We start from the raw sequence: 25,640 nt of genomic DNA on the forward strand, positions 1-25,640 counted from the left end.
ACGTACCTCTGAGAACGATTTAATTCCACGGAAAAACGCAGAATACCCCTGCACAGCCTGACGACAAAGCGCTACACTTCCGGTATTTTCATCACACCAACAGGTAACACCATGCATCTCGACGAACCGCTCAGCGACAAAGAATTCAATGAACTCGATAAATTTCTCATGTCCGATAAGGTAGGCGATGAAGGTATGACGATGGACGCCCTGCACGGCTATCTGACAGCGATTGCATTGGGGCCTGAAATGATACCAATGGCAGAATGGCTGCCGAAAGTCTGGGGTCTGCCGGAACAGGGCGAACCTAAATTCAAAAACGAAAAAGAAATGCAGCGCATCACACAACTGATCGCGCGCTTCATGAATGAAATACAGATCACGTTTGAAGTCGCACCACAGGAATATGAACCTTTATTCTGCGTGATGGAACAAAACGGAAAAGAACTCATCGACGGCGAAACCTGGGCCTGGGGCTTCTGGGAAGGCATGCAATTACGTGAAGAAGCCTGGGAAGCCGCCTGGGAATCCGAAGAAATCGGTCCTTTGCTGCAACCTATCTATTTGCTGGGTGCGGAAGAAATCGAAGAAGAAGAAATGCGCTTCGTCGATACACCGGAAAAATGCCACGAACTGGCGCTGACGCTGGAATCGTCGATTCCCGCGATACGCCGTTTCTGGGTGCCTTTGCGCAAATCCGGCGTGACAACCGTAAAACGCGAAGCACCGAAAGTCGGTCGCAACGACCCCTGCCCTTGTGGCAGCGGCAAAAAATATAAAGCCTGCTGCGGTGCTGAACCAACGATCCATTAATTCAGGTTCACGATAGCAAGCAGCAATCAGGAAGAAAATATTGTGTGTGTTGTGTTTGTTTTCTTCCTGATGGCGACCAGACCGCCAGCCAATACTGACCCCAGCTTCACGCATAACGCAGCAACGACAAAGCAAATACCTGAAAGGCCGCCATGGGCATAGAATATTCGATAGAATTTTCCTTTACGGATGCACATCGCGTCGCCAGTTTATTCGCTGCTATCGGCGCGCTAGCCGTTGCATTGCCGACCGGCGCACGCTACGACTTTCAGTCTGAAGTCTCAGGGAGAATGCCGGATGGCACTGCAAAAATCACTGAGTCAGGTGTGATTTTTTATTCGCACGGTGGACAAGGCGAGGAATATTTGGGCAAAGTTATCGCCTCACTGGTCAGAGAATTCGGTAGCGTCAACGTCCGCAAAACCTCATAAATTTTCACCCGCAATTCAAGCATTACTCATACGTCATTCACGCGTCACTCATGCATCGCAGCGCCTTCCTGCTGGAATAAAGCCTCTAGCAGTAATGCTGGCGAACGCATCTTCAGCATGCTATTTTTTGCGTTTTCGATGACAGACCGCCGGAGACCCTCATGAGCTTGCAAGAACAATTCACCCAGGCATTGGCAGATTCTAAAAATTTGCCAGAACGCCCTGATAATATGACGCTGTTAAAAATCTATGCTTTGTATAAACAAGGCAGCACCGGCGACGCAACTGGCGACCGTCCGGGCATGACGGACTTTGTCGGTCGCGCCAAATTTGATGCATGGGCAGGAATGAAAGGCACCACGCAAGAAGCCGCGATGCAGCAATACATTGATCTGATTAATTCACTGAAATAAACAAAAAATTCCAATCAAGAAAGCCCTGATCAGGGCTTTTTTTTCGTGCAAATTTCAATCTTCAGCATCAGAGTTTCAGTAAGTTCGGCGGCACCTGCCCGCTCAGACCAGCAATCAGATTATCGGCGGCACAATTCGCCATTGCCAGACGTGTTTTTTCTGAAGCACTGGCGATATGCGGAGTCAGTACGACATTATCCAGTGTCAGAAAATCAGGATGAAACTTCGGTTCGTTTTCAAATACATCCAGCCCGGCGGCAGCGATACGTTTTTCACGCAATGCTGCAATCAGCGCCACATCATCCACAATGCCACCGCGTGCCAGATTGGTCAGGGTTGCCGTCGGCTTCATCAGCGCTAATTCAGCCGTCGCAATCGTGTGACGGGACGCTGGCGAATACGGCAACACCAGCATCACATGATCTGCCTGACGTAAAAGCTCTTCTTTGCTGACGTAGCTGGCGTTATTCGCCTGCGCTTCCAGTTCTGGCGTAATCCGCGAACGATTGTGATAAATCACCCGCATATTAAATCCAGTGGAACGGCGCGCAATCGCCTGCCCGATACGTCCCATACCGATAATTCCCAGAGTGGAACCATGCAGATCTGGCCCAAGGAAATAGTCGTAACGCCATTTATTCCATTTTCCGGCCCGCAGCCAGTGTTCTGATTCGGTAATACGCCGCGCCGTCGCCATCATCAGCGCCCAACCAAAATCGGCTGTCGTTTCATTCAACACATCCGGTGTATTACTCGCCATCACGCCATGCGCAGAGCAGGCCGACAAATCAATGTTGTCGTAACCGACCGCCATATTCGCGACCATTTTCAACTCCGGCACTTGCTGCAACAAAGCCGCGTCGATGCGCGCGCTTCCGGTCGCCAGTATCCCGGCTTTGCCAGCCAGGCGCTGCGCCAGCTCTGCAGGCGTAAAAATCACATCATCCTGATTCGATTCAACCTCAAAATGCTGATGCAAACGGCTCACTACTTCTGGAAATATCGCTCTGGCAACCAAAATCGCTGGTTTCATAGTTAAAGACTTTCTTTACATTAAATTTACATTAAGGGCTGATGGTTGCTTATCTTAACCGCGAAAAAGAAGTTTTTCCGGGTTCGGCTGCGCCCTTAAAAACTTTCATCTCGGCAATGAATGAGATAGGCGATTTTCATCGATAGTGACCCATATCAATAACTGTGCCGATGAATCCAATTAAAATAGGATTTTTGCGTTTCCGCTGACAAAAGCGTACTACCAGCATCGCTTTTAATCCCTGTTCGCATTTGCTTATGCGCAAACGATATAAGTGCAGTTTGTGAGAACTCTTAAATTGCCTTAAAATACAAGGCTTTGCAGCCTAAGCATGTGTTTTTCTGCGATCTGGCTGCGCCAACATCCCGAATTTTTTAGATTGGACTGTTATGACCCACGTTGTGACCGAATCCTGCATCCGCTGCCGTTATACCGATTGCGTGGATGTCTGCCCAGTGGACTGCTTCCGTGCTGGCCCGAATTTCCTGGTTATTGATCCGGATGAATGCATCGATTGCGCTGTCTGCGTTGCAGAATGCCCGGCAAATGCAATTTATGCTGAAGAAGACGTACCGTCCGACCAGCAACAATTCATCAAGATCAATGCAGATCTGACACGCAACTGGCCTTCCATCACCAAAACAGTGGCTCCACTCGCTGATGCGGATGACTGGAAAGATGTCAAAGACAAACTGCAATATCTGGAGCGCTAATCTGGCGCGGATAACTCCGCCCAGCTTATCCACGTAATTTTAAGCAATATCAGGAACTATCTAGTCGTATGGAAAACAAACAAACTACCCAGGCAAATGGCGTTATTGAAGCAGATGCCGTCATCGTTGGCGCAGGTCCGGTTGGCCTGTTTCAGGTGTTCGAATTAGGCCTGCTCGAAATCAAAGCCCACGTCATTGATTCTCTGCCAGTAGTTGGCGGTCAATGCGTAGAGTTGTATCCTGATAAACCGATTTATGACATCCCTGCAGTTCCGGTCTGCACAGGCCAGGAATTAACTGACAATCTGCTCAAGCAAATCGAACCGTTTGAACCAACCTTCCATCTGGGTCAGGAAGTCACTCTGGTCGCACGTCGTGAAGATGGTCGTTTCGATCTCGAAACATCGACAGGCACCCGCTTTATCACCAAAACGATTTTCATCGCAGCAGGCGTTGGCTCATTCCAGCCCCGCACATTAAAAGTCGATGGCATTGAAGCGTTTGAAGGCAAACAGGTGTTCTACCGCGTCAAAGATCCTAGCCAGTTCCACGGCAAAAATCTGGTCATCTGCGGCGGCGGCGATTCCGCGCTCGACTGGGCATTGAATCTGGTCGGCAAAGCAGAATCCATCGTGCTTCTGCATCGTCGCGACGACTTCCGCGCAGCGCCAGCCTCTGTCGCCAAAATGAAAGAGCTGTGCGACAACTATGAAATGCAACTGACTATCGGTCAGGTGACCGGCATTGAAACCAAAGATGACGTGCTGTCTGAAATTAAGGTTACTGGTGCTGATGGCGTAACACGCCGCATGCCGCTGGATAATCTGCTGGTGTTCTTCGGTCTCTCACCAAAACTCGGCCCTATCGCTGAGTGGGGTCTGGAAATCGAACGCAAGCAATTAAAAGTCATGGACACTGAGAAGTTTGAAACCAATGTTCCGGGTATTTTCGCGGTGGGTGATATCAACACTTATCCAGGTAAGAAAAAACTGATTTTGTCTGGCTTCCATGAAGCGGCGCTGGCGGCTTTCGGTGCAGCACCGTATATTTTCCCTGAAAAGAAAATTCACATGCAATACACGACAACATCACCAAAACTGCATAAGATTCTGGGTGTGGATACACCGACATTCGACTAAGTCGTATCGTTTCTAAAAAAAAGCGCAAAGGTAAAAACTTTGCGCTTTTTTATTGGAAAAAAATGTTCGAATCCTATTTATTCGACAATAAATTTATATCCTGATCACGTTTGTAACATTAATTTGCATCCGAACGATCGGTAACAACACCAGAAAAACCAAAAAATTCAAAACTGGTTTATGATGCAATGCAATATCCCTATAAAAATACTGCCATAAGCAGAGAGAACTTTCCCTAAAATCCAATCAGTTGTAAGAAAACGGACTATCCGTCTTTGACCAGAAAGATGTCATCATGCTCTATCAACTCCACGAACTTAATCGCGCTTTCCTGACCCCGCTCACTCAATGGGCTGAAGCATCCTCCAAGCTATTCACCAACCCGGTTTCCCCCCTTGCGCATACGCCTTACGCACAAAGAGTTGCCGCTGGTTACGAATTAATGTTTCGCTTAGGAAAAGATTACGAGAAACCAGAGTTTGGCATCACATCAACGACCATCAACAAACAAGTCGTTGAAATTACTCAGGAAACGGCGGTCATTAAACCTTTCTGCAAGCTGCTGCATTTCAAAAAAGTATTACCAACAAAAGAGCTGCAAAAATTAAAGCAGCCAACAGTATTGCTGGTTGCGCCACTCTCCGGGCACCATTCAACCCTGTTGCGCGATACGGTTCGCGGCTTATTGCCGCTTCATGATGTCTACATCACCGACTGGACAGACGCCCGCATGGTGCCACTGTCAGAAGGCCGCTTCCATTTGCATGACTACATCTACTACGTGCAGGAATTTATCCGCACTTTAGGCCCTGATGTGCACGTTATTTCGGTCTGCCAGCCTACTGTGCCGGTACTGGCGGCGATTTCCCTGATGGCGACGGATAACGATCCACATTTACCGAAAACAATGACGATGATGGGTGGGCCGATAGATCCGCGCAAATCACCGACACAAGTCAATAACCTCGCCACCGAAAAGAAATTCTCGTGGTTCGAGAACACCGTGATTTACAGCGTGCCGGCAAACTATCCGGGCTATGGTCGCAAAGTCTATCCGGGCTTTTTGCAGCATACGGGCTTTGTCGCCATGAATCCGGATCGCCACGCCCAAAGTCACTGGGACTTTTATCAGCATCTGGTCAAAGGTGACGACGAATCTGCCGAACAGCATCGCAAGTTTTACGATGAATACAATGCGGTGTTGGATATGCCGGCTGATTACTATCTCGAGACGATTAAAACTGTGTTCCAGGAATTTCATTTACCGAAAGGCACCTGGGAAGTCGAAGGTAAACTGGTACGCCCGCAGGACATCAAAACAGTCGCCTTATTCACTGTTGAAGGTGAACTCGACGATATTTCCGGCGCAGGTCAAACGCAAGCCGCACACGAGCTTTGCAGCAGCATTCCGGCAAACATGAAACAGGATTTTGTGGCGCCCGGCTGCGGTCACTACGGCATTTTTTCCGGTCGCCGCTGGCGCGAAATCATCGCGCCGAAGATTGCTGAATTTATTCAAAAACACGCCTGATCTCATTGCCACCCACAAGAGTTCAGTACGGCAAATCAGCAGCCACTATTCTCACGGATAGTGGCTTTTTTCATTGTTGTTCCTGAAATTTGCGTAGATAATCTCGGCTTCGCACAACGCATTTATTTGTTTACTTCATTTCCCGTGTCCACTTCCATCGCCGCACAAATCGAAGATCTGCTCCCACAGACGCAATGTACCAAATGTGGCTATCCGTCCTGCCACCTTTACGCTAACGCCATTGCCTCTGGTGAAGCCAGCCACAATCAATGCCCTCCCGGCGGTCAGCAAGGCGTGGAGCGGCTGGCGCAGTTACTGAATCTGCCGGTGATCGCACTCGATAGCAGTCGCGGCGCAGAGCGCGAACGCCCGCTTGCCATCATTGATGAAGCCTTTTGCATCGGCTGCACGCTTTGCATACAAGCCTGCCCTGTCGATGCCATTATTGGTGCGCCAAAGCAGATGCATACGGTAATTGCAGAGTTATGCACAGGCTGCGATCTCTGCGTTGCTCCCTGCCCTGTCGATTGCATCGCCATGCTGCCGGTAACTGAGGGTGAAACTGGCTGGGATGCGTGGAGTCAGAAACAGGCAAATAGCGCCCGCCAACAATTCGAATTCAGAACCATGCGTTTAGCGCGTGAAAAGCGTGAAAATGACGAAAGACTTGCCGCCAAAGCTGCTGCAAAACTGAAAGCGCTGGAATTGGAACCGGCGCTGAGCGAGGAAGAAATACGCAGCAAAGAACGTAAAAAGGCAGTGATTGCTGCTGCAATGGAACGCGCCAGATTAAAGAAAATTGCAGCAGAAGCGGAGCAAAATCAATCATGAATGCAGAAAAAAGACATGCCATTTTTACTCGCCTGCAAAAAGAAAATCCGCATCCGACAACAGAACTTGAATACAAAACACCTTTCGAGTTACTGATCGCGGTCTTATTGTCCGCTCAGGCAACCGACGTCTCGGTCAACAAGGCGACGCGCTTGCTGTATGCGGTTGCCAACACACCTGAAGCGATTTATGCGCTCGGCGTTGATGGATTAATTCCTTACATTCAGACGATAGGCTTGTTCAGGACCAAAGCAAAAAATGTGATAGCGACCTGTCATCTGCTGATGACTGAGCACCATAGCGAAGTGCCGCGCAGCCGCGAAGCATTGGAAGCTTTACCCGGTGTCGGTAGAAAAACCGCCAACGTGGTGATGAATACGGCGTTTGGCGAGCCAACCATCGCGGTCGACACGCACATTTTCAGAGTATCAAATCGTACCGGCATCGCCCCCGGCAAAAATGTTGATATTGTCGAACAAAAACTGATGAAATTCGTACCAAAAGAATTCCGTCAGGACGCACACCACTGGCTGATCCTGCACGGACGTTATACCTGCATCGCCAGAAAGCCGAAATGCTGGAATTGCATGATCGCTGACCTGTGCGAATACAAACAAAAAACGCCTTTACCCGATAAGGTGTAAAGGCGTAATCGCATCGTGCATCACCAGCTAAGCACGTTATACGATTTTGCAGGCTTCTTCAAAACTGAGGCGTGGCGAACGAGGAAATAATTTCTCAGTATCGCCATAACCCAGATTGCAGATGAAATTGACTTTCACTTCCGTTCCAGCAAAAAAGTGTTGATTGATCTTCTCGGCATCAAAACCAGACATCGGGCCGCAATCCAGACCAATCGCTCGCGCCGCCAGCATCAGGTAAGCGCCCTGCAATGATGAATTACGAAAAGCCGTCGATTCAATCGCCGCCTGATTTCCGGCAAACCATGAACGCGCATCGGTATGCGGGAAGAGTTTAGGTAATTGTTCATAGAACGCCATATCCATACCAATAATGGCAGTCACCGGCGCAGTTTTCACTTTATCGACATTTCCCGCCGATACGCAGGCCGCTAACTTTTCCTTTTCAGCGTCCGATTTCACAAAAACGATACGCGCTGGCGTTGAATTCGCCGCTGTCGCGCCCCACTTCATCAATTCATAAATCTGATACAACTGCGCGTCGCTGACGGGCTTGTCGAGCCAGACATTATGCGTACGGGCACGAGTGAATAAAGTATCGAGAGCATCCTGATTCAGCATTGTTTTTTCCTTTTGACAGTGGCACATGAATAAATGAAGCCTGAAAATCTTCGGGCTTCAAAGCGATAAACGAAAATTCCCCCTACAATAGCAAACTTCAAATTCACGCTTCGGTATCAATGTTATGTTTAACCCCAGCCAGCAAGATGTCAGACGTTTTTTTTGCGAAACCTACAGAAAAAGCCAGGCACGTGAGATTCTGACACCACTGGAAGCGATTGCTTCTGACTGGATCAGGCTGCACCCTGAATACGATGAGACTTTACACGATGCAGAAGAAGCACTGCAGGCGAATTACAGCGTCGATCAGGGACAAACCAATCCTTTCCTGCATTTGTCGATGCATCTGTCGATTTCAGAGCAAATCTCGGTCGATCAGCCACGCGGCGTCAAAGCCGCATTTCAGACTCTTGCCAACAAATACAACTCAGAACACGAAGCGCATCACCAGATCATGGAATGTCTGGGTGAGATGATCTGGAATTCCCAGCGAACCGGGTTACCACCGGATGGTCAGGCCTATATCGAAGCTTTACAACAACGATGCCGATAAAAAAAGCCACGGTCAACGTGGCTTTTTCTCTTTATACGCTTAGCGCTCGATGAACGCGGGTGAATCTGACTTATTTTTTCAGTACCAGACTACCTGGCAAGCTGTGCAGGTAAGCGGCAATATTTTGAATATCAGAATTCGATAAGGCTTTTGCCTGTCCGCCCATAATCGCATTCCCACGGCCGTTCGGGCCATCCGCACCGCGCTGATACGCTTTCAATGCCTGCGCCAGATAATCCACATGTTGCCCGGCCAGCTTAGGGTAAGCAGGATCAATCGGTGAGTTGTAATCTTTACCGTGGCAAGACGCGCAGTTATTTTTTTCAGTGGCAGCTTTGCCCGCTTCAATATTGCCGGCAGCAAAAGCAGAAACCGAACAGAGTGAAAGCAGCAACGCCAGTAATTTAACTTTTTTCATCTTGATCTCCGACTCTTATTTTTGTTGTGAATAGTAAGCAGCTAAATCAGCGATATCCTGATCCGTCAGGCTGCCGGCAATACCGCGCATAGACGGATGTTTGCGTTCACCCTTTTGGTATGCTTTCAGCGCACTTTCTATATATTTTGCAGACTGTCCGCCGATCATCGGGACTTGAAAAACTTCAGGATAGGTTGCCTTGTATCCGGGGATAGCATGACAGCCAATGCACATGGCGATTTTTTTATCAGCAGCATCTTTAGCATTGCCAACAACTTCAGCCGCTGCTGCAGCTTGAGCGAGACTCGTGAAAACGAGGAGTGCGAACAGTTTTTTCATATGAGCTTTAATAAGAATTATACAAACTGAAAAATGAAGACAACACCTTGATGTAGCTCAGCATTCTATATGATCAAAATCAATTTTGCGTAAAAAAAAGTCAGCAAAAACCCACAATTTGCACAACTATGCAGCAGTTTGTTGTTCTGAGGTTTTGCTCCGCGTTGTGTCCGTACACAAAACTATTATTGTCGATTCTGAAAAACGCACATCCGTTCACAAAATTACAGATTCTCGCTTATACTCGACAAGCTTATTTAACTCTACTGACTTAACTCTTCTGATACCACCATGACGCTGGAAACCACGACTCTCCGTTTTGATGGTGCCGACAACTACGTCGCCACCGATGATTTAAAACTTGCCGTCAACGCTGCGTTAAAACTGCAACGTCCGTTACTGATCAAAGGCGAACCCGGCACTGGTAAAACCATGCTGGCAGAAGAAGTCGCAGCAGCGCTGAATATGCCCTTACTGCAGTGGCACATTAAATCCACCACCAAAGCGCAGCAAGGTCTGTATGAATACGACGCCGTGTCCCGCCTGCGTGATTCCCAGCTTGGCGATGAACGCGTCAAAGACATTCATAACTACATCGTCAAAGGCGTTTTGTGGCAAGCGTTTACCGCCGATCAGCCGGTCGTATTGCTGATCGATGAAATTGATAAAGCCGATATCGAATTCCCGAATGATTTGTTACGCGAACTCGATCGCATGGAATTCTACGTCTACGAAACACGCGAAATGGTGCGCGCAAAACATCGGCCGCTGGTCATCATTACATCAAACAATGAAAAAGAATTGCCGGATGCATTTTTGCGCCGCTGCTTTTTTCATTACATTAAATTCCCGGACAAAGAAACAATGCAAAAAATTGTCGATGTTCATTTCCCGAAACTGAAAGCAGATTTGCTGACGCACGCATTACAAACATTTTACGAAGTGCGTGATGTGGCAGGCCTGAAGAAGAAACCTTCCACATCCGAATTTATCGACTGGCTGAAACTCTTGCTGGCAGAAGACATTCCAGCCGAGGCCCTGCGCAGCAAAGACAATAAAGCCATCGTGCCACCGCTGCATGGCGCCCTGCTGAAAAACGAGCAAGATGTACACTTATTTGAACGCCTGATCTTCATGTCCCGCAACAACCGCTAAATCGGTAAGTAATTCCACATCACCGCGCAGATGCTTGAACCCATCAAGCTCTGCGCAAATCTGTAAGAAAATCCCACATCAAAAACTACTTTGACGATGAATGAAACCGCGTAAATAGTGCCAAAAGCATGCAGTTTCGGGGTTGCTGTGCACATCAATAAAAAACGGCATCACCGTTCAGGTAATGCCGTTTTTGCTGAGTAGAAAAACCGTCGTTTATTCAACGACGTCGCAAATTACTGCGCTTCTTTCAACTGATCGAGAATCGCTGGATTTTCCAGTGTTGATACATCTTGCGTGATAGTTTCGCCTTTTGCCAGAACACGCAATAAGCGGCGCATGATTTTGCCGGAGCGGGTTTTCGGCAGATTGTCGCCAAAACGAATTTCTTTTGGTTTGGCGATCGGGCCGATTTCTTTGGCAACCCAGTTACGCAATTCTGTCGCAATTTGTTTCGCTTCATCACCAATCGGACGGCTGCGTTTCAGCACCACGAATGCGCAAATCGCTTCACCTGTGGTGTCATCAGGCTTACCAACCACGGCAGCTTCTGCCACCAGCGGATGTGCAACCAGTGCCGATTCAATTTCCATCGTGCCCATGCGGTGACCAGACACATTCAACACATCATCGATACGACCGGTAATCGTGAAGTAGCCGGTATCTTTATTGCGTATCGCACCGTCACCTGCAAGATAAATTTTGCCGCCGAATTCCTCTGGGAAATAGCCTTTTTTGAAGCGCTCTGGGTCACCCCAGATGGTGCGTATCATCGCAGGCCAGGGGCGCTTCACAACCAGAATACCACCCTGCCCGTTTGGTAAATCATGGCCGGTTTCATCCACGATGGCCGACATAATTCCAGGCAAAGGCAAGGTGCAGGAACCCGGCACCAGTGGTGTCGCGCCTGGCAATGGGGTCATCATGTGACCACCGGTTTCTGTCTGCCAGAAAGTATCAACAATAGGGCAATTACCACGTCCGATATTGTTGTAGTACCACATCCACGCTTCCGGATTAATCGGCTCGCCCACCGATCCCAGCAAGCGCAGGGATGACAGATCAAATTTCGCCGGATGCACATTCGCATCCGCATCCGCAGCTTTGATCAGTGAACGGATTGCAGTTGGAGCAGTATAGAAAATTGTTGCCTTATGTTTTTCTACCATGTTCCAGAAACGTCCTGCATTCGGGAAGGTTGGAATGCCTTCGAACACGATTTCTGTCGCACCGACGGCCAGCGGGCCATAGGTAATGTAGGTATGGCCGGTGACCCAGCCGATATCAGCGGTACACCAGAATACATCCGATGGTTTGATATCAAAGGTCCACTTCATTGTGAGAATCGCCCACAGCAGATAACCGCCGGAAGAATGCTGCACGCCTTTAGGTTTGCCGGTGGAGCCGGAAGTGTAAAGAATAAACAGCGGATGCTCGGCACTGACCCATTCTGGTTCGCAAACATCAGACTGATTGGCAACCAGATCATGCATCCACAGATCGCGTCCGGCAGTCAGGTTAATTGCACCGCCAGTACGTTTGTAGATCACCACATTTTTAACTTTTTCGCAGTCGCCTAATGTCAGCGCTTCATCCACAATCACTTTCAGTGGCAAATGTTTGCCGCCGCGTACCTGTTCGTCTGCGGTGATAACAGCAACTGCGCCGACGTCAACGATACGTTCATGCAAGGATTTTGCTGAAAAGCCGCCGAACACGACGGAATGTGTTGCGCCGATACGGGCGCAGGCTTGCATAGCGACGACGCCTTCCACTGACATCGGCATGTAGATCACAACGCGGTCACCTTTAGTGATACCGAGAGATTTCAAGCCATTCGCAAACTGGCAGACTTTGTGATGCAGTTCTTTGTAGGTAACCTTGGTGACTTCACCGCCATCGGCCTCGAAAATCACGGCAACTTTATCGCCATTGCCTTTTTGCAGGTTCACGTCCAGACAGTTGTAGGACACATTCATCAGTCCATCTTCAAACCATTTGTAAAACGGTGCGTCCGTTTCATCCAGCACTGTTTCAAACGGTTTGTGCCAATGCAGATTTTCACGCGCAAGCTTGGCCCAGAAACCTTCGTAATCGGTTTCTGCTTCTTTACACATCGCGTGGTAAGCATCCATGCCGGAAATCGTTGCATTCGCAGCGAAAGCGGCTGGCGGAGGGAAAATCCGGGATTCGGCTTTGACATCTGACGCTGAATTCTGGGCGGTATTAAGGTCTGACATACGTGTCTCCAATTTTTATAGTTTGATTGAAATCATCAGCGAAGTAATAGGCAAACCTTAAACTTGGAGACTTACTCAAGCCTTACGGTTTGTCTGCACAAGCAATACCAAAACAATACCAATTTACCGCAACAGGTCGATAACAAATTCCTGTCACTCATACAATACAACAATGCCGCCGCGCTCTGTTGCCGCGCAAAAGAATAAACCGCTTTAACAAATCTGCCGTTCTCACACGATCAGGCGGTGCCCATGTAAAATACCGCCTGCATTCATGTCAACCTGGCAGATAAAGACAAAGAGACGAAGAGAACACCACATGTCAACACCAGAAACCCATAACAAACTATCGCCACTCGCAAGCCTGATATTTTTCAGCCGCTGGCTGCAACTGCCGCTTTACCTGGGGCTGATCCTGGCGCAATGCGTTTATGTCTTTCATTTCTGGGTAGAACTGGTTGATCTGATCGGTGCTGCGCTTGGCAATCAGGCTGCGCTGCAACATATTCTTGATGCGGTTTCGACTGGCGGTGATCGTCCGACCAAACTGACAGAAACCACGATCATGCTGGTGGTATTGGGGCTGATCGACGTGGTGATGATTTCCAATCTCTTAATCATGGTGATTATCGGTGGCTACGAAACATTTGTTTCCCGTCTCGGACTTGATGGTCACCCGGATCAGCCTGAATGGCTGTCACACGTTAATGCTTCGGTACTCAAAGTGAAGCTGGCGATGGCGATTATCGGTATTTCATCTATCCACTTGCTGAAAACATTTATCAATGCCGGCAATTACAAATCAGAAGTAATCATCGCGCAGACGGCCATACACATTGCGTTTCTGCTGTCGGCGATGGCAATCGCCTACTGCGATCAGATTATGACCAAGACGCAGCAAGCTGCTGCTAAACATTAAGAACAACGCACAAACTCAAACCAACCATGTGCCCTGCCTCCCAATATTCATGCGGTCTTCCAGAGCAGTCGTCCGGACACCCGCATGTTTATTGGGGCTCCGCCACATCGCTGGTTGACAACCGCGCTAATATTCGTTGTGCCGATTTCGGCACTGCAACGATACAGCGCAAAGAACCTCCGCTTTTTTCATTCACCTAGCCAAGAGCCACATCATGACAGTCATTAAACAAGACGACCTGATCGAATCCGTTGCTGCAGCCCTGCAATTCATCAGTTACTACCATCCTGCTGATTACATTGCCCATCTGGCGCGTGCTTATGAAGCAGAACAAAGCCCTGCCGCGAAAGATGCGATTGCCCAGATTCTGACGAACTCGCGCATGTGCGCTGAAGGCCACCGCCCTATCTGCCAGGATACCGGCATCGTTAACGTCTTCCTGAAAATCGGTATGGGCGTGCGTTTTGAAGGTTTTTCCGGCTCAATTATCGACGCCGTCAACGAAGGTGTGCGTCAGGGTTACAACCTGGCTGAAAACAAGCTGCGCGCTTCTATCGTGGCTGATCCACAGTTTGAACGCAAAAATACCAAAGACAACACACCAGCCGTCGTTCACATGGAACTGGTTCCGGGCAATACCGTTGACGTGAAAGTTGCAGCGAAAGGCGGCGGCTCTGAAAACAAAACGAAATTCGTGATGCTGAATCCTTCTGATTCGCTGGTGGACTGGGTCATGAAAACTGTGCCTACGATGGGCGCAGGCTGGTGCCCGCCGGGCATGCTGGGCATCGGTATCGGCGGTACCGCAGAAAAAGCGATGCTGATGGCGAAAGAATCCCTGATGGATGACATCGACATGTACGAACTCAAACAACGCGGCCCGCAAAACAAACTGGAAGAACTGCGTATCGAACTGTGCGACAAAATCAATGCGCTCGGTATCGGCGCGCAGGGTCTGGGCGGCCTGACGACCGTGCTCGACGTGAAGATCAATATGTACCCGACGCATGCTGCATCGAAGCCAGTTGCGATGATCCCTAACTGCGCAGCAACCCGTCACGCTCACTTCGTACTCGACGGTTCCGGCCCGAGCTATATCGAACCACCGAAACTGTCTGACTGGCCAGAAGTCCACTGGACACCGGATACAGAAAAATCCAAACGTATCGACTTGAACACCTTGACCAAAGAAGAAGTCGCTTCCTGGAAACCAGGCCAGACCTTGCTGCTGAACGGCAAAATGCTGACTGGCCGCGATGCAGCGCATAAGCGTATTCAGGACATGCTGGCGAAAGGCGAATCCCTGCCAGTTGATTTCACTAACCGCGTCATCTACTACGTTGGCCCGGTTGATCCTGTGCGTGATGAAGCAGTCGGACCAGCAGGCCCGACCACGGCAACCCGCATGGATAAATTCACCGACATGATGCTGGAAAAAACCGGTCTGATCTCGATGATCGGTAAAGCAGAACGTGGCCCGGTAGCGATCGAATCGATCAAGAAACATCAATCTGCATATCTGATGGCAGTGGGTGGTGCGGCTTATCTGGTCTCGAAAGCGATCAAATCTGCGACAGTCGTTGGCTTCGCCGATCTGGGCATGGAAGCGATCTATGAATTCGATGTCGTCGATATGCCAGTGACCGTTGCGGTTGATTCGAGCGGTACCTCGGTACACAATACCGGCCCGAAAGAATGGCAGGCAAAAATCGGTATCATTCCGGTTCAGTAATACCCGCCTTTTTCCCGGCTCATCACCACGGAAAGAGGCAGCGCAAAGCCGATATTTTTTGTCCGGCATTGTGCTGCCTCTTTCCTCTCCTCATAAAATGACGATGCGATTTTCCCCTGATGCACCGATAGGCGTGTTTGATTCCGGTGTTGGCGGTTTATCGGTGTTACAGCACATTCGTCAGACGCTGCCGCACGAATCCCTGATTTATTTTGCCGATTCGGGCTTTGCTCCTTACGGCGAAAAACTCGAATCAGTGATTATTGAGCGTAGTTTTGTGATCACTGATTTTCTCTTGCAGCATCACATCAAAGCACTGGTAGTCGCCTGCAACACAGCGACTGCGGCGGCGATACAATTACTGCGTCAGCGCCACCCCGATCTGATCATCGTCGGCATTGAACCCGGCTTGAAGCCCGCGGCAACACTGAGTCAATCCGGCATCATCGGTGTCCTCGCGACGCAAAGCACCTTACACAGTAAAAAATTTCAGGATCTGCGCGATCATCTGACGCAAACGACCAGCGTCAAAGTAGAGCAACAAGCCTGCATAGGACTGGCCAGTCAGATAGAAAAAGGCGAACTGCATTCTGGTGCCACCTACTCACTGGTACAGAAATACGTCACACCAATATTGAATGCCGGTGCAGATGCCATTGTGCTCGGCTGCACGCATTACCCGTTCGTTATTCCACTCATCAACGATGTAATTGCACAAACCGCAGCACCGGGCAGGCAAATACACATCATCGATACGGGATTGGCCGTTGCGCAGCAATTAAAACGGCGGCTCATCAAAACGGATTTGCTGATGCATAACAATGACACCGCCGATGTCACCGCATGGACTACGGGCAGCCAGTCCAGCCTGAATATGGCGTTCACGCAGTTATTGAAAATGCCAGCGACGGCGATACACACTTTAGCCACGCAACACAGACCGGCAGACAAATAAAAACGGCGCTCAACGGCGCCGTTTTTATTTACACATATCGCTGAATAATCGGTGTTCAGCGAAACCGGGCTGCACCCGGCGTGACATCGCGTGATTAACTCAGCACTGCCGCAATCGCATTCGCTGTTGCTTCCACATTGCCCGTATTCAGACCAGCGACGCACATACGGCCCGAACGCACCAGATACACACCGAACTCGTCTTTCAGACGATCACATTGTTCCGCAGTCAGGCCGGTGTAGCTGAACATACCGCGTTGCGTCAGGAAGTAACTGAAATCACGGCCCGGCAATTTCGCACTCAGCACATCGTGCAACTGACGGCGCATTAACTGAATACGGTCACGCATCGCAACCACCTCTGCTTCCCACATCGGGCGCAACTCAGGGTCACTCAATACACGTGCCACCAACTGGCCACCATGCAAAGGTGGATTCGAATAATTGCGACGTATCGTCGCCTTCATCTGACCAAGCACATTCACCGCCTGCGCAGCATCCGGGCAAACCACGCTCAACGCGCCGCAACGCTCGCCATACAGGCTCATACTCTTGGAGAAGGAATTAGCGACAAAGAAGCTCAAGCCCTCATCGGCCAGCAAGCGCACTGCATATGCATCTTCCTCTATGCCATCGCCATAGCCCTGATAAGCCAGATCGAGGAAAGCGATCAGCTCGCGCTCTTTCAGCACTGGCACCAAAGCCTGCCATTGCGCCTGCGTCAGATCAACGCCGGTCGGGTTGTGGCAGCAAGCATGTAACAACACAATGCTTTTCTTTTCTGCTGTCTTTAACGCTTCCAGCATCGCATCAAAACGCAAACCACCGGTGGCAGCGTCATAGTAAGGATATGTTTTGACCGTGATTCCCGAGCCCTCAAACACAGCGCGGTGATTGTCCCAGGTCGGGTCACTTACCAGCATTGCAGAACCCGGAAAATAACGATGTATAAAGTCACCACCGACTTTCAGACCGCCACTGGAACCCACCGTCTGCAAGGTCACAATGCGACTAGCCTTGACCGCTGCATGCTCTGCACCAAACAACAAATGCTGAACCGCTGTACGAAAATTCGCCGCGCCTTCCATCGGCAAATAAGGACGTGCCCCCGCCTCCGCCACCACTTTCAACTCCGCCGCACGCACGGATGGCAGCATAGGAATCTTGCCAGCATCATCAAAGTAAATACCGATGGACAGATTAATTTTGTTTGGACGAGGATCTTTACCAAATGCTTCGTTCAAAGAAAGAATAGGATCGCCAGGATAGGCTTCAACGTGCTGAAACATGGTGTGACTCCGGATAGTTATAGATAAGAACAGCGTTGACGTGATGCAGTCTTGCAACACAAAAAAAATGCAGTCGGGCGTCATTTTGACATAAATGCGTCGCAAAACAGGATACACATCGTGTTTTTACGAGGGAAAACTGTATCTGTGAGTATGCATGGTATGCAGTCTGCCATCTGGCCGCATACCATCTGTGAGGCACATCAAAAATATGCGTTATCCCCCGTTCTATCGCACAACATACTCCTAACGGCGTATAGTTACCGCAATCACTTTGCTTTAATCTGAGATTCGGCTGGATCAGACCGGTAACCATTCCAGGCAGTACTTTTTATACCAACACCGATGTCGACACCCGTTTTCCAAAGCAGTACAGAAATGGCGGCTCCCCGGAAAACTTTGCAGCACGTCCCATCATCATTTGAAAGGTATTTCTATGAAGCTCATGATTAAAACGGCTTGTGCATTGCTGGCAATGGCCACCACCCTGATCACCGCTCCTGTTGCCGGTGCTGCAGACAACGTTAAAGCCGGTGCAAAATCCGCCGGTGATTTTGGCGCACCGCAGGGTATGCCGATTCAGGCTATATTAACCAGCCCGCCGAATGTTCCGCCGCCGATTAAAAGAAAATATCCGGCAAAAGTGATTGTCAATCTGGAAGTCATCGAGAAAGAAATGCCCATTTCTGAAGGCGTGAGCTACACCTTCTGGACATTTGGTGGCACGGTTCCGGGGAGCTTTATCCGCGTTCGTCAGGGCGACACCGTAGAATTTCACCTGAAGAATCATCCTGCCAACAAAATGCCGCACAATATTGACCTGCACGGCGTAACAGGCCCCGGCGGCGGCGCAGCGTCCAGCTTCACTGCACCTGGGCATGAATCCCAATTCTCGTTCAAAGCCCTCAACGAAGGCATTTACGTCTATCACTGCGCAACGGCTCCGGTCGGGATGCACATCGGTAACGGCATGTATGGTTTGATCTTAGTAGAACCACCAGAAGGCTTGCCTGCTGTCGATCACGAGTACTACGTCATGCAAGGTGACTTCTACACCACTGGCAAATACCGTGAAAAAGGCCTGCAACCATTCGACATGGAAAAAGCCATCGACGAAAGACCAACTTACGTTCTGTTCAACGGTGCGGAAGGCGCGCTGACTGGCGACAAGGCACTCAAAGCAAAAACCAATGAAAAAATCCGCCTGTTCGTCGGTAATGGTGGCCCGAATCTGGTGTCAAGCTTCCACGTGATCGGTGCGATTTTCGACAAGGTACGTTTTGAAGGCGGTACTAATTTCCAGAAAAATGTACAAACTACGCTGATCCCGGCTGGTGGTGCTGCGGTCGTGGAATACACAACCAAAGTTCCGGGTAGCTTCGTGATGGTGGATCACTCCATCTTCCGTGCATTCAACAAAGGTGCGCTGGCGATTATCAAAGTGGATGGTCCTGAAAATAAAGCGATTTATTCAGGCAAAGAAGTTGACTCAGTTTATTTAGGTGACCGTGCCGGCCCTAATCTGGCTGCCGTCACCAAAGCGACAGCCAACGCAGCCAGTGGCACGCTGACATTGCAAGATCAGGTGCTGGCAGGAAAAGCCCTGTTTGAAGGCACTTGCTCAGTCTGTCATCAATCCAATGGTGCTGGTTTGCCAGGCGTCTTTCCTCCTCTGACAAAATCCGATTACCTGAACGCCGATCATCAGCGTGCGATCAAAGTCGTGCTACAGGGACTCAGTGGCAAAGTCACCGTCAATGGCAGCGAATTTAACTCTGTGATGCCGCCGATGAATCAGTTAAATGATGACGAAGTCGCCAATATCCTGACGTATATCCTCAACAGCTGGGACAACAAAGGCGGCCAGATCAAGAGCGATGATGTCAAAGCCATCCGTGCGAAAAGCCCGGTAAAAGCCTCGGCTGAACACTGATCGCTAATGCGAAGCAGAGACAAATACTGACCTTGATTGACTTTCCACCGGAGAACCCGTTGAGCGCTTTGTCCAGACCAGGTACCACATCAGCTGTGCTGGCAAGCTTACGGGTTTCCTTCGGAATTCCCTTGCTGATCGTGGCATCACTGCTATCAGTCAGCGGGATAGCGCAGGCAGCATCGACAGAAAATTATCAGCTCATTCCGGCAGGCAGCATCGATAGCGTGTTATCTGCCGGACGCGGCCTCAGCAATCTTCCCGTCAAAATCAATGCGTTTTATCTGCGCACGCAGCCAGTCACAACGGCAGAGTTTTTTGCATTTACAAAAACGCACCCTGAATGGGAAAAAGCCAGCATCCCCAGCATTTTTGCGGATGAGAGTTACCTCAGCCAGATACCTGACAGCGGCCCGGACGCCAGTCAGGCGGAGACTCCGGTTACACAGGTCAGCTGGTTTGCCGCCCAGGCGTACTGCGAATCCGAAGGCGGACGACTTCCTTCCTGGTATGAATGGGAATATGTCGCCGCGGCGGACGAAACTCACGCCGATGCGCGCAAAGACCCGAAATGGCGAGCAAAGATTCTGTCCTGGTATTCCCAACCCGGCAGTTCCAGCCCGGCCAAAGTCGGCGGCGTCGCCAACTATTACGGCATTCGCGATATGCATGGCCTGATCTGGGAATGGGTGGACGACTTCAATGCCTTGCTAGTCAGTGCCGACAGCCGTAATCAGGGCGACCCTGATCAATTACAGTACTGCGGCGCCGGAGCAATCAGCCTGCAGGATAGAGATAACTTTGCCGTACTCATGCGCGTTGCCTTACTGTCCGCCATGAATGGCGCCAACACTACGCGACAACTGGGTTTTCGCTGTGCGAAAACCCTGACTCAGGAAAAACCATGAAACAACTCAACTCATTCACTACCGGCCTGCTGTTCTCAGCAAGCTGTCTTTTGCTGGCATCAACCACCTCCGTGCTGGCACAAACAACTGACGGTTCCACATCCAGTACCAGCGCCAGCGTCACCAGCACCTCCACCGCAAATGCCAAACCCCTGCCCGGCAATTCGGTTTATAAAATTGCTGCCACATTGAGCAATCAGAATAACGAATCCTTCACACTGGCAGACAAGCGCGGCAAACCTGTTCTGGTCAGCATGTTTTATAACTCATGTGAATTCGTCTGCCCGATGCTGATCGAATCGATGCGTCTGGTGGAAAAAGACCTGACCGCAGCGGAGCGCGACAATCTGTCCATGATGCTGATCACCTTCGATCCGGCACGTGACGATATCCAGGCACTGCAATCGGTTGCCAGCAAACATGAACTGAATCCAAAATCCTGGACCGTTGCCCGTACCGACCCTGCCAGCGTCCGCAAGATTGCTGCGGCGCTGGGTATTCAATACCGTCTGCTGGAAGATGGGGAATTCAATCACACCACTGCCATGATACTGCTGGATGGCAATGGCAAAATTGTGGGGCGCACACAGAAGATCGGCAAGTCTGATCCGGCTTTCCTGAAGCAAGTCAGAAAAGCCCTGCAAAATCCGTAATGGCACACGCGCTCAACACGCTCAATACACCTCGTAAAAAAACCCTGCATCAGCTGTCTGACGCAGGGCTTTTTTCTTTTGTCGGCAGGCTGACAGATACGTCAGACGACGCTCTTCGGATAGCCAATGTCGTCAGCGTCAGCATAGACTGCACTTAAATCAACATCGGAGTTCAGCGCCAGAATGAGCGCATCATCCAGCGGCTGATGAGAAAACAGCGCCTCTACCGCCGCAAGCGACACAGCAACTTCGTAGTACTCTTCCGCCCATGCTTGATAAGCGGCGGGCGACGACACGATCAGCGCAAGCATGTCATCAGAACCATCATCACTTAAACTGCTGCTGACCTTACTCCAGCCCACGTCGGCCGTTTGTCGCCAGTAGCAAAAAGTTGCGCGCTCCATAGAAAATGCCGGCTCCAGCAAAAATGACGCAAAATCCGCCGGCACCTGCGCTTGGATGTTGTGAGGAAGCCCGGCATCGTCGGCCAGTTCGTGTGCGTACCCCTTGAGCGCCGCACCGGCAGCGTCCAGCAGCAAGAACCAGTCATCGCCGCAGCCATTCCGCATCGAAGCCATTTCTTCACCCTGCCCCCAATGGCGATCAAAGCTGTAATAGCGATATTCCCATTCCGGACAAAGTATCGCATCCAGCATCGCAAGCGATTGCGCGACCCGGCGTATTTCTGGAATGGATGGTAGTAAATCAGGTGACATGTTTGGTATTTAACGTTTGACGTGAGGCCGCCGTAACGGCGAAGGAAATGGTTAGCCGCATTTTCAACGAGCCACGGAGACAAGTGAGCGAGCATCAGAATAGGCTCGTTTGAAATTTTTCTCTAGCTCCGGCGAAAGACCAACCAAGATTGTTGCGCTGCTGTCCCAACATGAGATTTCGAAAAGAGCTCCAGGGAGTTGTGGGTGTCTCTCTCTTCCGTTCCAGTATTCTTGATTTCCCTCAATGTAAGGAATTTTCGTGACCACAGTTCGGAAACCTTTAGGAACGGCGCTGAATACAGCCCAGATAAACTGTACTTCGTTTTGATCGATGAAGTTTTGTAGGGCTTCGCCATCTATCCACTGATCGTCACTTGTGAAGTCGGTACCGTAGTAATTGGTTTCGATATCACTTACAAACCAATCGAAGTCAGCGGCCGAAACGCCTAACGCGGCAAACACCAATCGCATGTTGGTAAAAAAACGAACTTGATCGGTGCGTTCGAGAATAAGGTTCAAAGGGAGACTCTTGAGCGGCTAACGTAAAACTAACAGGCGCTGCATGGCTTTTACGCGCAGCGTCCAGCGACCGAAGGGAGCGGGATTGAGCGCCGGGTTAGGCGATTTCACCGGTGAAAACCTTTCGAATTACTTGCAGGGTTTCCGATTTTGATACGTCGTCAAGGAACAATATCTCGCCGTTTTCGATCGATGCATCGGAGATTGAAATTTCAAGGTCGTACATTTCGAAGTTCATCGATCCAGCGTGTGTGGAGATAGAAAAAAGGAATCTTGACCTAGATGCGAATTTGAAACCAATAGCATCTGTTTTCTCGTTGATTTCTCCAACCCAGCGAAGTTCATCCTCAGAAAAGTTCTCGAGCAGAAAATCTGCTAGCGATTTAATTGAAAAGAAACCTGGTGTCGGATTCATGATCGCCTAACGTTTGAATTAAGGGGCTGGCTTTAGCCAGTCCCGCTTGAATGATGGGTTAGGAGTCTCTTTCACAGGCACATCCATAGCAGCAAAGGCTTGCTTTCCGCCTTAGCTCGCAATGCGAACTCTGCCAGCATGCTGACTACAGGCTGAATGTCCGAGCCAGACCAGCCTTCGAATTTCAGTTCTTCATGCGACGCCCAACGCTCGGCGACGGCGGGGACATCTGCTTCGGGTAGCCGGGAGAGGAGGTCTTTAAGTTGTTCTGGCAGCGCGAACACCCATGGTCCTTCAGGATCGGGGTTGAATACCAGCAACTCTTCACCTTCAAGTTTCTGGGCTGGCTCCTCTGCATCCAGCGCTGAGAGTAGCGCTGACAGCTTTATGTTGTCGAGCCCTTTTAGCTGTAGGCACGGCCATGCCTTGTGATGCGCTAAATCTTGACTGATTGCCTCAGCTTCTGAGGGATGTGCAATGAGTATGTCTGTGAGAAGGGACATAAGACTCCTAACTTGTTTTAAAGTGCAAAATGGCAAAATATCAGCCAGATGAAAAATAAGCAACAAGTTTCAATGCGTGGCAAGTTCTTGTCTGATCTGGTTTTTTCGTTATACTGATTAAAAATACAGTATAACAACAGGAGCCTGCCTGCGTTCGTCTCAGGCTCAAATACGTCGGGACATCACGTCAGTTGGGCGCACAGACGCATGCGCCCAAATCCTTGGGGAAAATGCTCTCATCGTGCATACTCCCCCCTGTTTTTTATAAAACACCCCAAATCTCAGCATAAACATTGGGCTTGTAGATATACCCCGGGGAGTATATTTTCGGGGTTTGAAGGGCTTGAAAAGCGCTTGGAAAGCACCTGAGGCTGCCAGCCAACGCGGTGAGCACAAAAAAATAAGAGGCAGGAAGTCGGGTGACTTGCCTGCACTCTGAAAAGATTAGTTATGAAACTCGTTTAATCCAGTGGACGGCACAGCGACAGCACATGCCCCTGATCCGGCCGGGCGGCACCGTTCAGCATCGCTTCATAGACCTGACGTACATGGTCTTCGCCATAACCGTGGCTGATTTGCATCCACGGTTTTTCAGCCGCCATGACGGGTTGCATGAAGGCTTGCCATGCGTCTGCAAGGCGTTTCTGTACGCCGCCCGGGCCCCAGTCTGTCATGCGTTTTTTGATTTGTGCCGGGGCAAAAAACAGGGTTGGCCTGGCACCCGGCAAACCGGATGCACCGCTGAGTTCGTCCCAGTGCGTGCCGCCAACGGCGCAGCTGTATTTCATGTTGTCACCAAAATGATGATGCAACTGGCTGCGCAACTGCCCGTTGCCCGCCATATCGACATACACCACGGCCTGATCGGCTGCCAGTGTGGCGACCTGGTCATAGCTGATGACCTGATCGTAAATGCCCATATTGCGGACAAATTCCAGATTCGCCGCCGAGGTCAGACCGATCACCTTGCAGGCTTTGTCCTTGCGCTGCGACAGCATGAATGCGAGGCCATACGCCGTTTTGCTGGAGGCGCTGGAAATCAGCACCGATTGCGCACCGAAAAACTGGTTGTCATCCAGAAAATCATCAATCATGAAGGATGTGATAAACAGCGGCCGCAGCAGCACTTGTACGTCTTCCGATTCTTTGGTGTAGCCGGGGTCGGTCGTGGTTCTGACGTAATGGTTATACAAGCCATGCATGGCCTGACGGTGTTCAGCGCCATCCATAAAACCGGCGTCGGAAACGCGGGTCGCATTTACAGTCAGATGCGTCGCCATCGGGTAGTAGCCGTAGAAACGTTCGCCGACTTGCACACCATCGGCTTTGGACGCGATCACGTCGGCAAAGCCCCAGACCGGAATATTGCCCCAGCCATCTTCCGTAGGAAAGAAATTCCAGTATTGCATGGCCTCGCCAAAAGCGGCGTAGGTCACGTTATTGGAGGTGAACGCAAAACGGTCTATTTGCAGCAACACCTGTCCGTCTTGCAGCTCGCCCTGCGTTGGCACACGTAAGGGAATAAATCTGGATTCGGGTAAGTGGCTTTTGTTGACGATGAATTCTTTCGGCTGGATGGTCATGTCTCGTTATCTGTTTTATTAAAAAATGCAGTATTGCATGTTTTTTGACATCTTTTTTTATTGCCCGCCGTTGCGATTCAAAAAAACCGTCTCGCCACTATCGGCGACCGCGTTTGGTCTTATTGGCAACGCAGCCGATGCCATTATTTATCCGGCTCAGGCTACAAAAGGCTTCGTGACGGGCAAATTTGGCGTGTTTCGCAAAAACCAGCACGGTGACAAAAACACCAACAACAAAATAAAAGCACAAAACGCACCAAGATGGACATTGAATATTCCACCCAAACACAAGACAGGAAATTAAAGTCGGAATGCACCAATCTGAACATCACATTGGTGCGCCGCAATAAAAATGAGTCAATCAGAGTTCGATTTCAGGAATTAAATAATCAAACGACGAAAAAAAAGCCCGCATTTGCGGGCTTAAATCCAAAACCTATGAGGTGTTGGAGGAGACAGTTCCAATATACTGCAACGCAGCAAAAATATCTACCTCAATGACAAAAAAAGACCAATATTTTTTCATTTGCGAAAATTAAGGACTCTTTAAGACAAACTAGTTGCTTCAAACATACACATTACAAGCAATGCAATGATTGTGTTTGCGACAACAATATTAAAAATGTAAAATGTTTATTGGCGTTT

At 49.8% G+C, this 25,640-nt stretch carries 28 protein-coding genes; 17 read left to right on the forward strand and 11 right to left on the reverse strand.

Annotation, left to right across the window (positions count from 1 at the left end; genetic code table 11):
• The first annotated feature begins 111 nt into the window (after positions 1-111).
• The 3 genes from KDM87_RS13855 (at position 112) to KDM87_RS13865 (ending at position 1,657) form a co-directional block, all read left to right on the forward strand.
• Positions 112-813, forward strand: a complete 702-nt coding sequence (locus KDM87_RS13855) for a UPF0149 family protein (RefSeq protein ID WP_212679630.1) — start codon at positions 112-114, stop codon at positions 811-813.
• Between the two features lie 152 nt (positions 814-965).
• Positions 966-1,244: a hypothetical protein gene (locus tag KDM87_RS13860; protein WP_212679631.1), complete on the forward strand. Its 279-nt coding sequence runs from the start codon at positions 966-968 to the stop codon at positions 1,242-1,244.
• Between the two features lie 161 nt (positions 1,245-1,405).
• On the forward strand, positions 1,406-1,657 hold the full coding sequence (locus tag KDM87_RS13865) for an acyl-CoA-binding protein (RefSeq protein WP_212679632.1): 252 nt from the start codon (positions 1,406-1,408) through the stop codon (positions 1,655-1,657).
• A 67-nt stretch (positions 1,658-1,724) separates the two neighbouring features.
• Here KDM87_RS13865 and KDM87_RS13870 read toward each other — a convergent pair whose 3' ends face one another.
• Positions 1,725-2,690 carry a 2-hydroxyacid dehydrogenase gene (locus KDM87_RS13870; RefSeq protein ID WP_212679633.1) on the reverse strand — a complete coding sequence of 322 codons (966 nt, stop codon included), beginning with the start codon at positions 2,688-2,690 and terminating at the stop codon, positions 1,725-1,727.
• 389 nt (positions 2,691-3,079) lie between these two features.
• On the opposite strand from KDM87_RS13870, the gene fdxA reads away from it, so the two are divergent.
• The 5 genes from fdxA (at position 3,080) to nth (ending at position 7,548) form a co-directional block, all read left to right on the forward strand.
• Positions 3,080-3,403 (forward strand): ferredoxin FdxA, encoded by a 324-nt coding sequence (fdxA, locus tag KDM87_RS13875; RefSeq protein WP_186885792.1) that lies wholly within the window; start codon positions 3,080-3,082, stop codon positions 3,401-3,403.
• Between the two features lie 68 nt (positions 3,404-3,471).
• On the forward strand, positions 3,472-4,542 hold the full coding sequence (locus tag KDM87_RS13880) for an NAD(P)/FAD-dependent oxidoreductase (protein ID WP_212679634.1): 1,071 nt from the start codon (positions 3,472-3,474) through the stop codon (positions 4,540-4,542).
• Positions 4,543-4,837: 295 nt separating this feature from the next.
• Positions 4,838-6,073 (forward strand): polyhydroxyalkanoate depolymerase, encoded by a 1,236-nt coding sequence (locus KDM87_RS13885; RefSeq protein WP_212679635.1) that lies wholly within the window; start codon positions 4,838-4,840, stop codon positions 6,071-6,073.
• Positions 6,074-6,193: 120 nt separating this feature from the next.
• Entirely contained in the window at positions 6,194-6,904 is a 711-nt protein-coding gene (gene rsxB / locus KDM87_RS13890) for an electron transport complex subunit RsxB (RefSeq protein WP_408058747.1), read from the forward strand.
• Entirely contained in the window at positions 6,901-7,548 is a 648-nt protein-coding gene (gene nth, locus KDM87_RS13895) for an endonuclease III (RefSeq protein WP_212679636.1), read from the forward strand. Before rsxB ends, nth begins: the two co-directional genes overlap by 4 nt.
• 36 nt (positions 7,549-7,584) lie before the next feature.
• Here nth and KDM87_RS13900 read toward each other — a convergent pair whose 3' ends face one another.
• Complete coding sequence (locus KDM87_RS13900) at positions 7,585-8,193, reverse strand: malonic semialdehyde reductase (protein WP_268977596.1); 609 nt, start codon at positions 8,191-8,193, stop codon at positions 7,585-7,587.
• A 97-nt stretch (positions 8,194-8,290) separates the two neighbouring features.
• Between KDM87_RS13900 and KDM87_RS13905 the strand changes: the two genes are divergently transcribed.
• Positions 8,291-8,719 (forward strand): DUF1841 family protein, encoded by a 429-nt coding sequence (locus KDM87_RS13905; protein ID WP_212679638.1) that lies wholly within the window; start codon positions 8,291-8,293, stop codon positions 8,717-8,719.
• Between the two features lie 70 nt (positions 8,720-8,789).
• Here KDM87_RS13905 and KDM87_RS13910 read toward each other — a convergent pair whose 3' ends face one another.
• Together KDM87_RS13910 and KDM87_RS13915 are read right to left on the reverse strand one after the other, a co-directional pair.
• A complete protein-coding gene (locus tag KDM87_RS13910; RefSeq protein ID WP_212679639.1) occupies positions 8,790-9,137 on the reverse strand; it encodes a c-type cytochrome in 348 nt (115 codons plus the stop codon).
• Positions 9,138-9,152: 15 nt separating this feature from the next.
• The gene (locus KDM87_RS13915) at positions 9,153-9,476 is read right to left on the reverse strand and encodes a c-type cytochrome (RefSeq protein ID WP_186885785.1); all 324 of its coding nucleotides are present in this window, start codon (positions 9,474-9,476) and stop codon (positions 9,153-9,155) included.
• 291 nt (positions 9,477-9,767) lie between these two features.
• On the opposite strand from KDM87_RS13915, the gene KDM87_RS13920 reads away from it, so the two are divergent.
• Positions 9,768-10,631 carry an AAA family ATPase gene (locus KDM87_RS13920; protein ID WP_212679640.1) on the forward strand — a complete coding sequence of 288 codons (864 nt, stop codon included), beginning with the start codon at positions 9,768-9,770 and terminating at the stop codon, positions 10,629-10,631.
• Positions 10,632-10,867: 236 nt separating this feature from the next.
• Here KDM87_RS13920 and acs read toward each other — a convergent pair whose 3' ends face one another.
• Entirely contained in the window at positions 10,868-12,871 is a 2,004-nt protein-coding gene (acs, locus tag KDM87_RS13925) for an acetate--CoA ligase (RefSeq protein ID WP_212679641.1), read from the reverse strand.
• 319 nt (positions 12,872-13,190) lie between these two features.
• Between acs and KDM87_RS13930 the strand changes: the two genes are divergently transcribed.
• The 3 genes from KDM87_RS13930 to murI all read left to right on the forward strand — a co-directional run bounded on the left by KDM87_RS13930 (position 13,191) and on the right by murI (position 16,477).
• Positions 13,191-13,790, forward strand: a complete 600-nt coding sequence (locus KDM87_RS13930) for a TIGR00645 family protein (RefSeq protein ID WP_212679642.1) — start codon at positions 13,191-13,193, stop codon at positions 13,788-13,790.
• A 214-nt stretch (positions 13,791-14,004) separates the two neighbouring features.
• Entirely contained in the window at positions 14,005-15,522 is a 1,518-nt protein-coding gene (locus KDM87_RS13935; protein ID WP_212679643.1) for a fumarate hydratase, read from the forward strand.
• A gap of 103 nt (positions 15,523-15,625) precedes the next feature.
• Positions 15,626-16,477: a glutamate racemase gene (gene murI, locus KDM87_RS13940; protein WP_212679644.1), complete on the forward strand. Its 852-nt coding sequence runs from the start codon at positions 15,626-15,628 to the stop codon at positions 16,475-16,477.
• 94 nt (positions 16,478-16,571) lie between these two features.
• Here the strand turns inward: murI and KDM87_RS13945 are convergent, their stop codons facing one another.
• Positions 16,572-17,765, reverse strand: coding sequence for an amino acid aminotransferase (locus tag KDM87_RS13945; RefSeq protein ID WP_212679645.1), 1,194 nt, complete (start codon positions 17,763-17,765; stop codon positions 16,572-16,574).
• Positions 17,766-18,240: 475 nt separating this feature from the next.
• Between KDM87_RS13945 and nirK the strand changes: the two genes are divergently transcribed.
• From nirK to KDM87_RS13960, 3 genes are read left to right on the forward strand one after another with little or no spacing between them, the layout of a single operon-like run.
• Positions 18,241-19,698, forward strand: a complete 1,458-nt coding sequence (gene nirK, locus KDM87_RS13950; RefSeq protein WP_408058748.1) for a copper-containing nitrite reductase — start codon at positions 18,241-18,243, stop codon at positions 19,696-19,698.
• A 59-nt stretch (positions 19,699-19,757) separates the two neighbouring features.
• Positions 19,758-20,606: a formylglycine-generating enzyme family protein gene (locus tag KDM87_RS13955; protein WP_230407793.1), complete on the forward strand. Its 849-nt coding sequence runs from the start codon at positions 19,758-19,760 to the stop codon at positions 20,604-20,606.
• Positions 20,603-21,259, forward strand: coding sequence for an SCO family protein (locus KDM87_RS13960; protein ID WP_212679647.1), 657 nt, complete (start codon positions 20,603-20,605; stop codon positions 21,257-21,259). Before KDM87_RS13955 ends, KDM87_RS13960 begins: the two co-directional genes overlap by 4 nt.
• Positions 21,260-21,360: 101 nt before the next feature.
• Here the strand turns inward: KDM87_RS13960 and KDM87_RS13965 are convergent, their stop codons facing one another.
• From KDM87_RS13965 to KDM87_RS13985, 5 genes are all read right to left on the reverse strand, one after another.
• The gene (locus KDM87_RS13965; protein ID WP_212679648.1) at positions 21,361-21,975 is read right to left on the reverse strand and encodes a hypothetical protein; all 615 of its coding nucleotides are present in this window, start codon (positions 21,973-21,975) and stop codon (positions 21,361-21,363) included.
• A gap of 63 nt (positions 21,976-22,038) precedes the next feature.
• Positions 22,039-22,494, reverse strand: a complete 456-nt coding sequence (locus KDM87_RS13970) for a hypothetical protein (protein WP_212679649.1) — start codon at positions 22,492-22,494, stop codon at positions 22,039-22,041.
• Positions 22,495-22,591: 97 nt separating this feature from the next.
• Entirely contained in the window at positions 22,592-22,909 is a 318-nt protein-coding gene (locus KDM87_RS13975; protein ID WP_212679650.1) for a hypothetical protein, read from the reverse strand.
• A 71-nt stretch (positions 22,910-22,980) separates the two neighbouring features.
• Positions 22,981-23,412 carry a hypothetical protein gene (locus tag KDM87_RS13980; RefSeq protein WP_212679651.1) on the reverse strand — a complete coding sequence of 144 codons (432 nt, stop codon included), beginning with the start codon at positions 23,410-23,412 and terminating at the stop codon, positions 22,981-22,983.
• 461 nt (positions 23,413-23,873) lie between these two features.
• Entirely contained in the window at positions 23,874-24,995 is a 1,122-nt protein-coding gene (locus KDM87_RS13985) for a DUF2855 family protein (protein ID WP_212679652.1), read from the reverse strand.
• Positions 24,996-25,032: 37 nt separating this feature from the next.
• Between KDM87_RS13985 and KDM87_RS13990 the strand changes: the two genes are divergently transcribed.
• On the forward strand, positions 25,033-25,299 hold the full coding sequence (locus KDM87_RS13990) for a hypothetical protein (RefSeq protein WP_212679653.1): 267 nt from the start codon (positions 25,033-25,035) through the stop codon (positions 25,297-25,299).
• The last annotated feature ends 341 nt before the right edge of the window (positions 25,300-25,640 follow it).

Origin of the sequence: Cognatundibacterium rivi, assembly GCF_018139565.1 — a bacterium.
In the GTDB taxonomy this organism is placed as follows: Bacteria; Pseudomonadota; Gammaproteobacteria; order Burkholderiales; family Burkholderiaceae_D; genus Undibacterium; species Undibacterium rivi.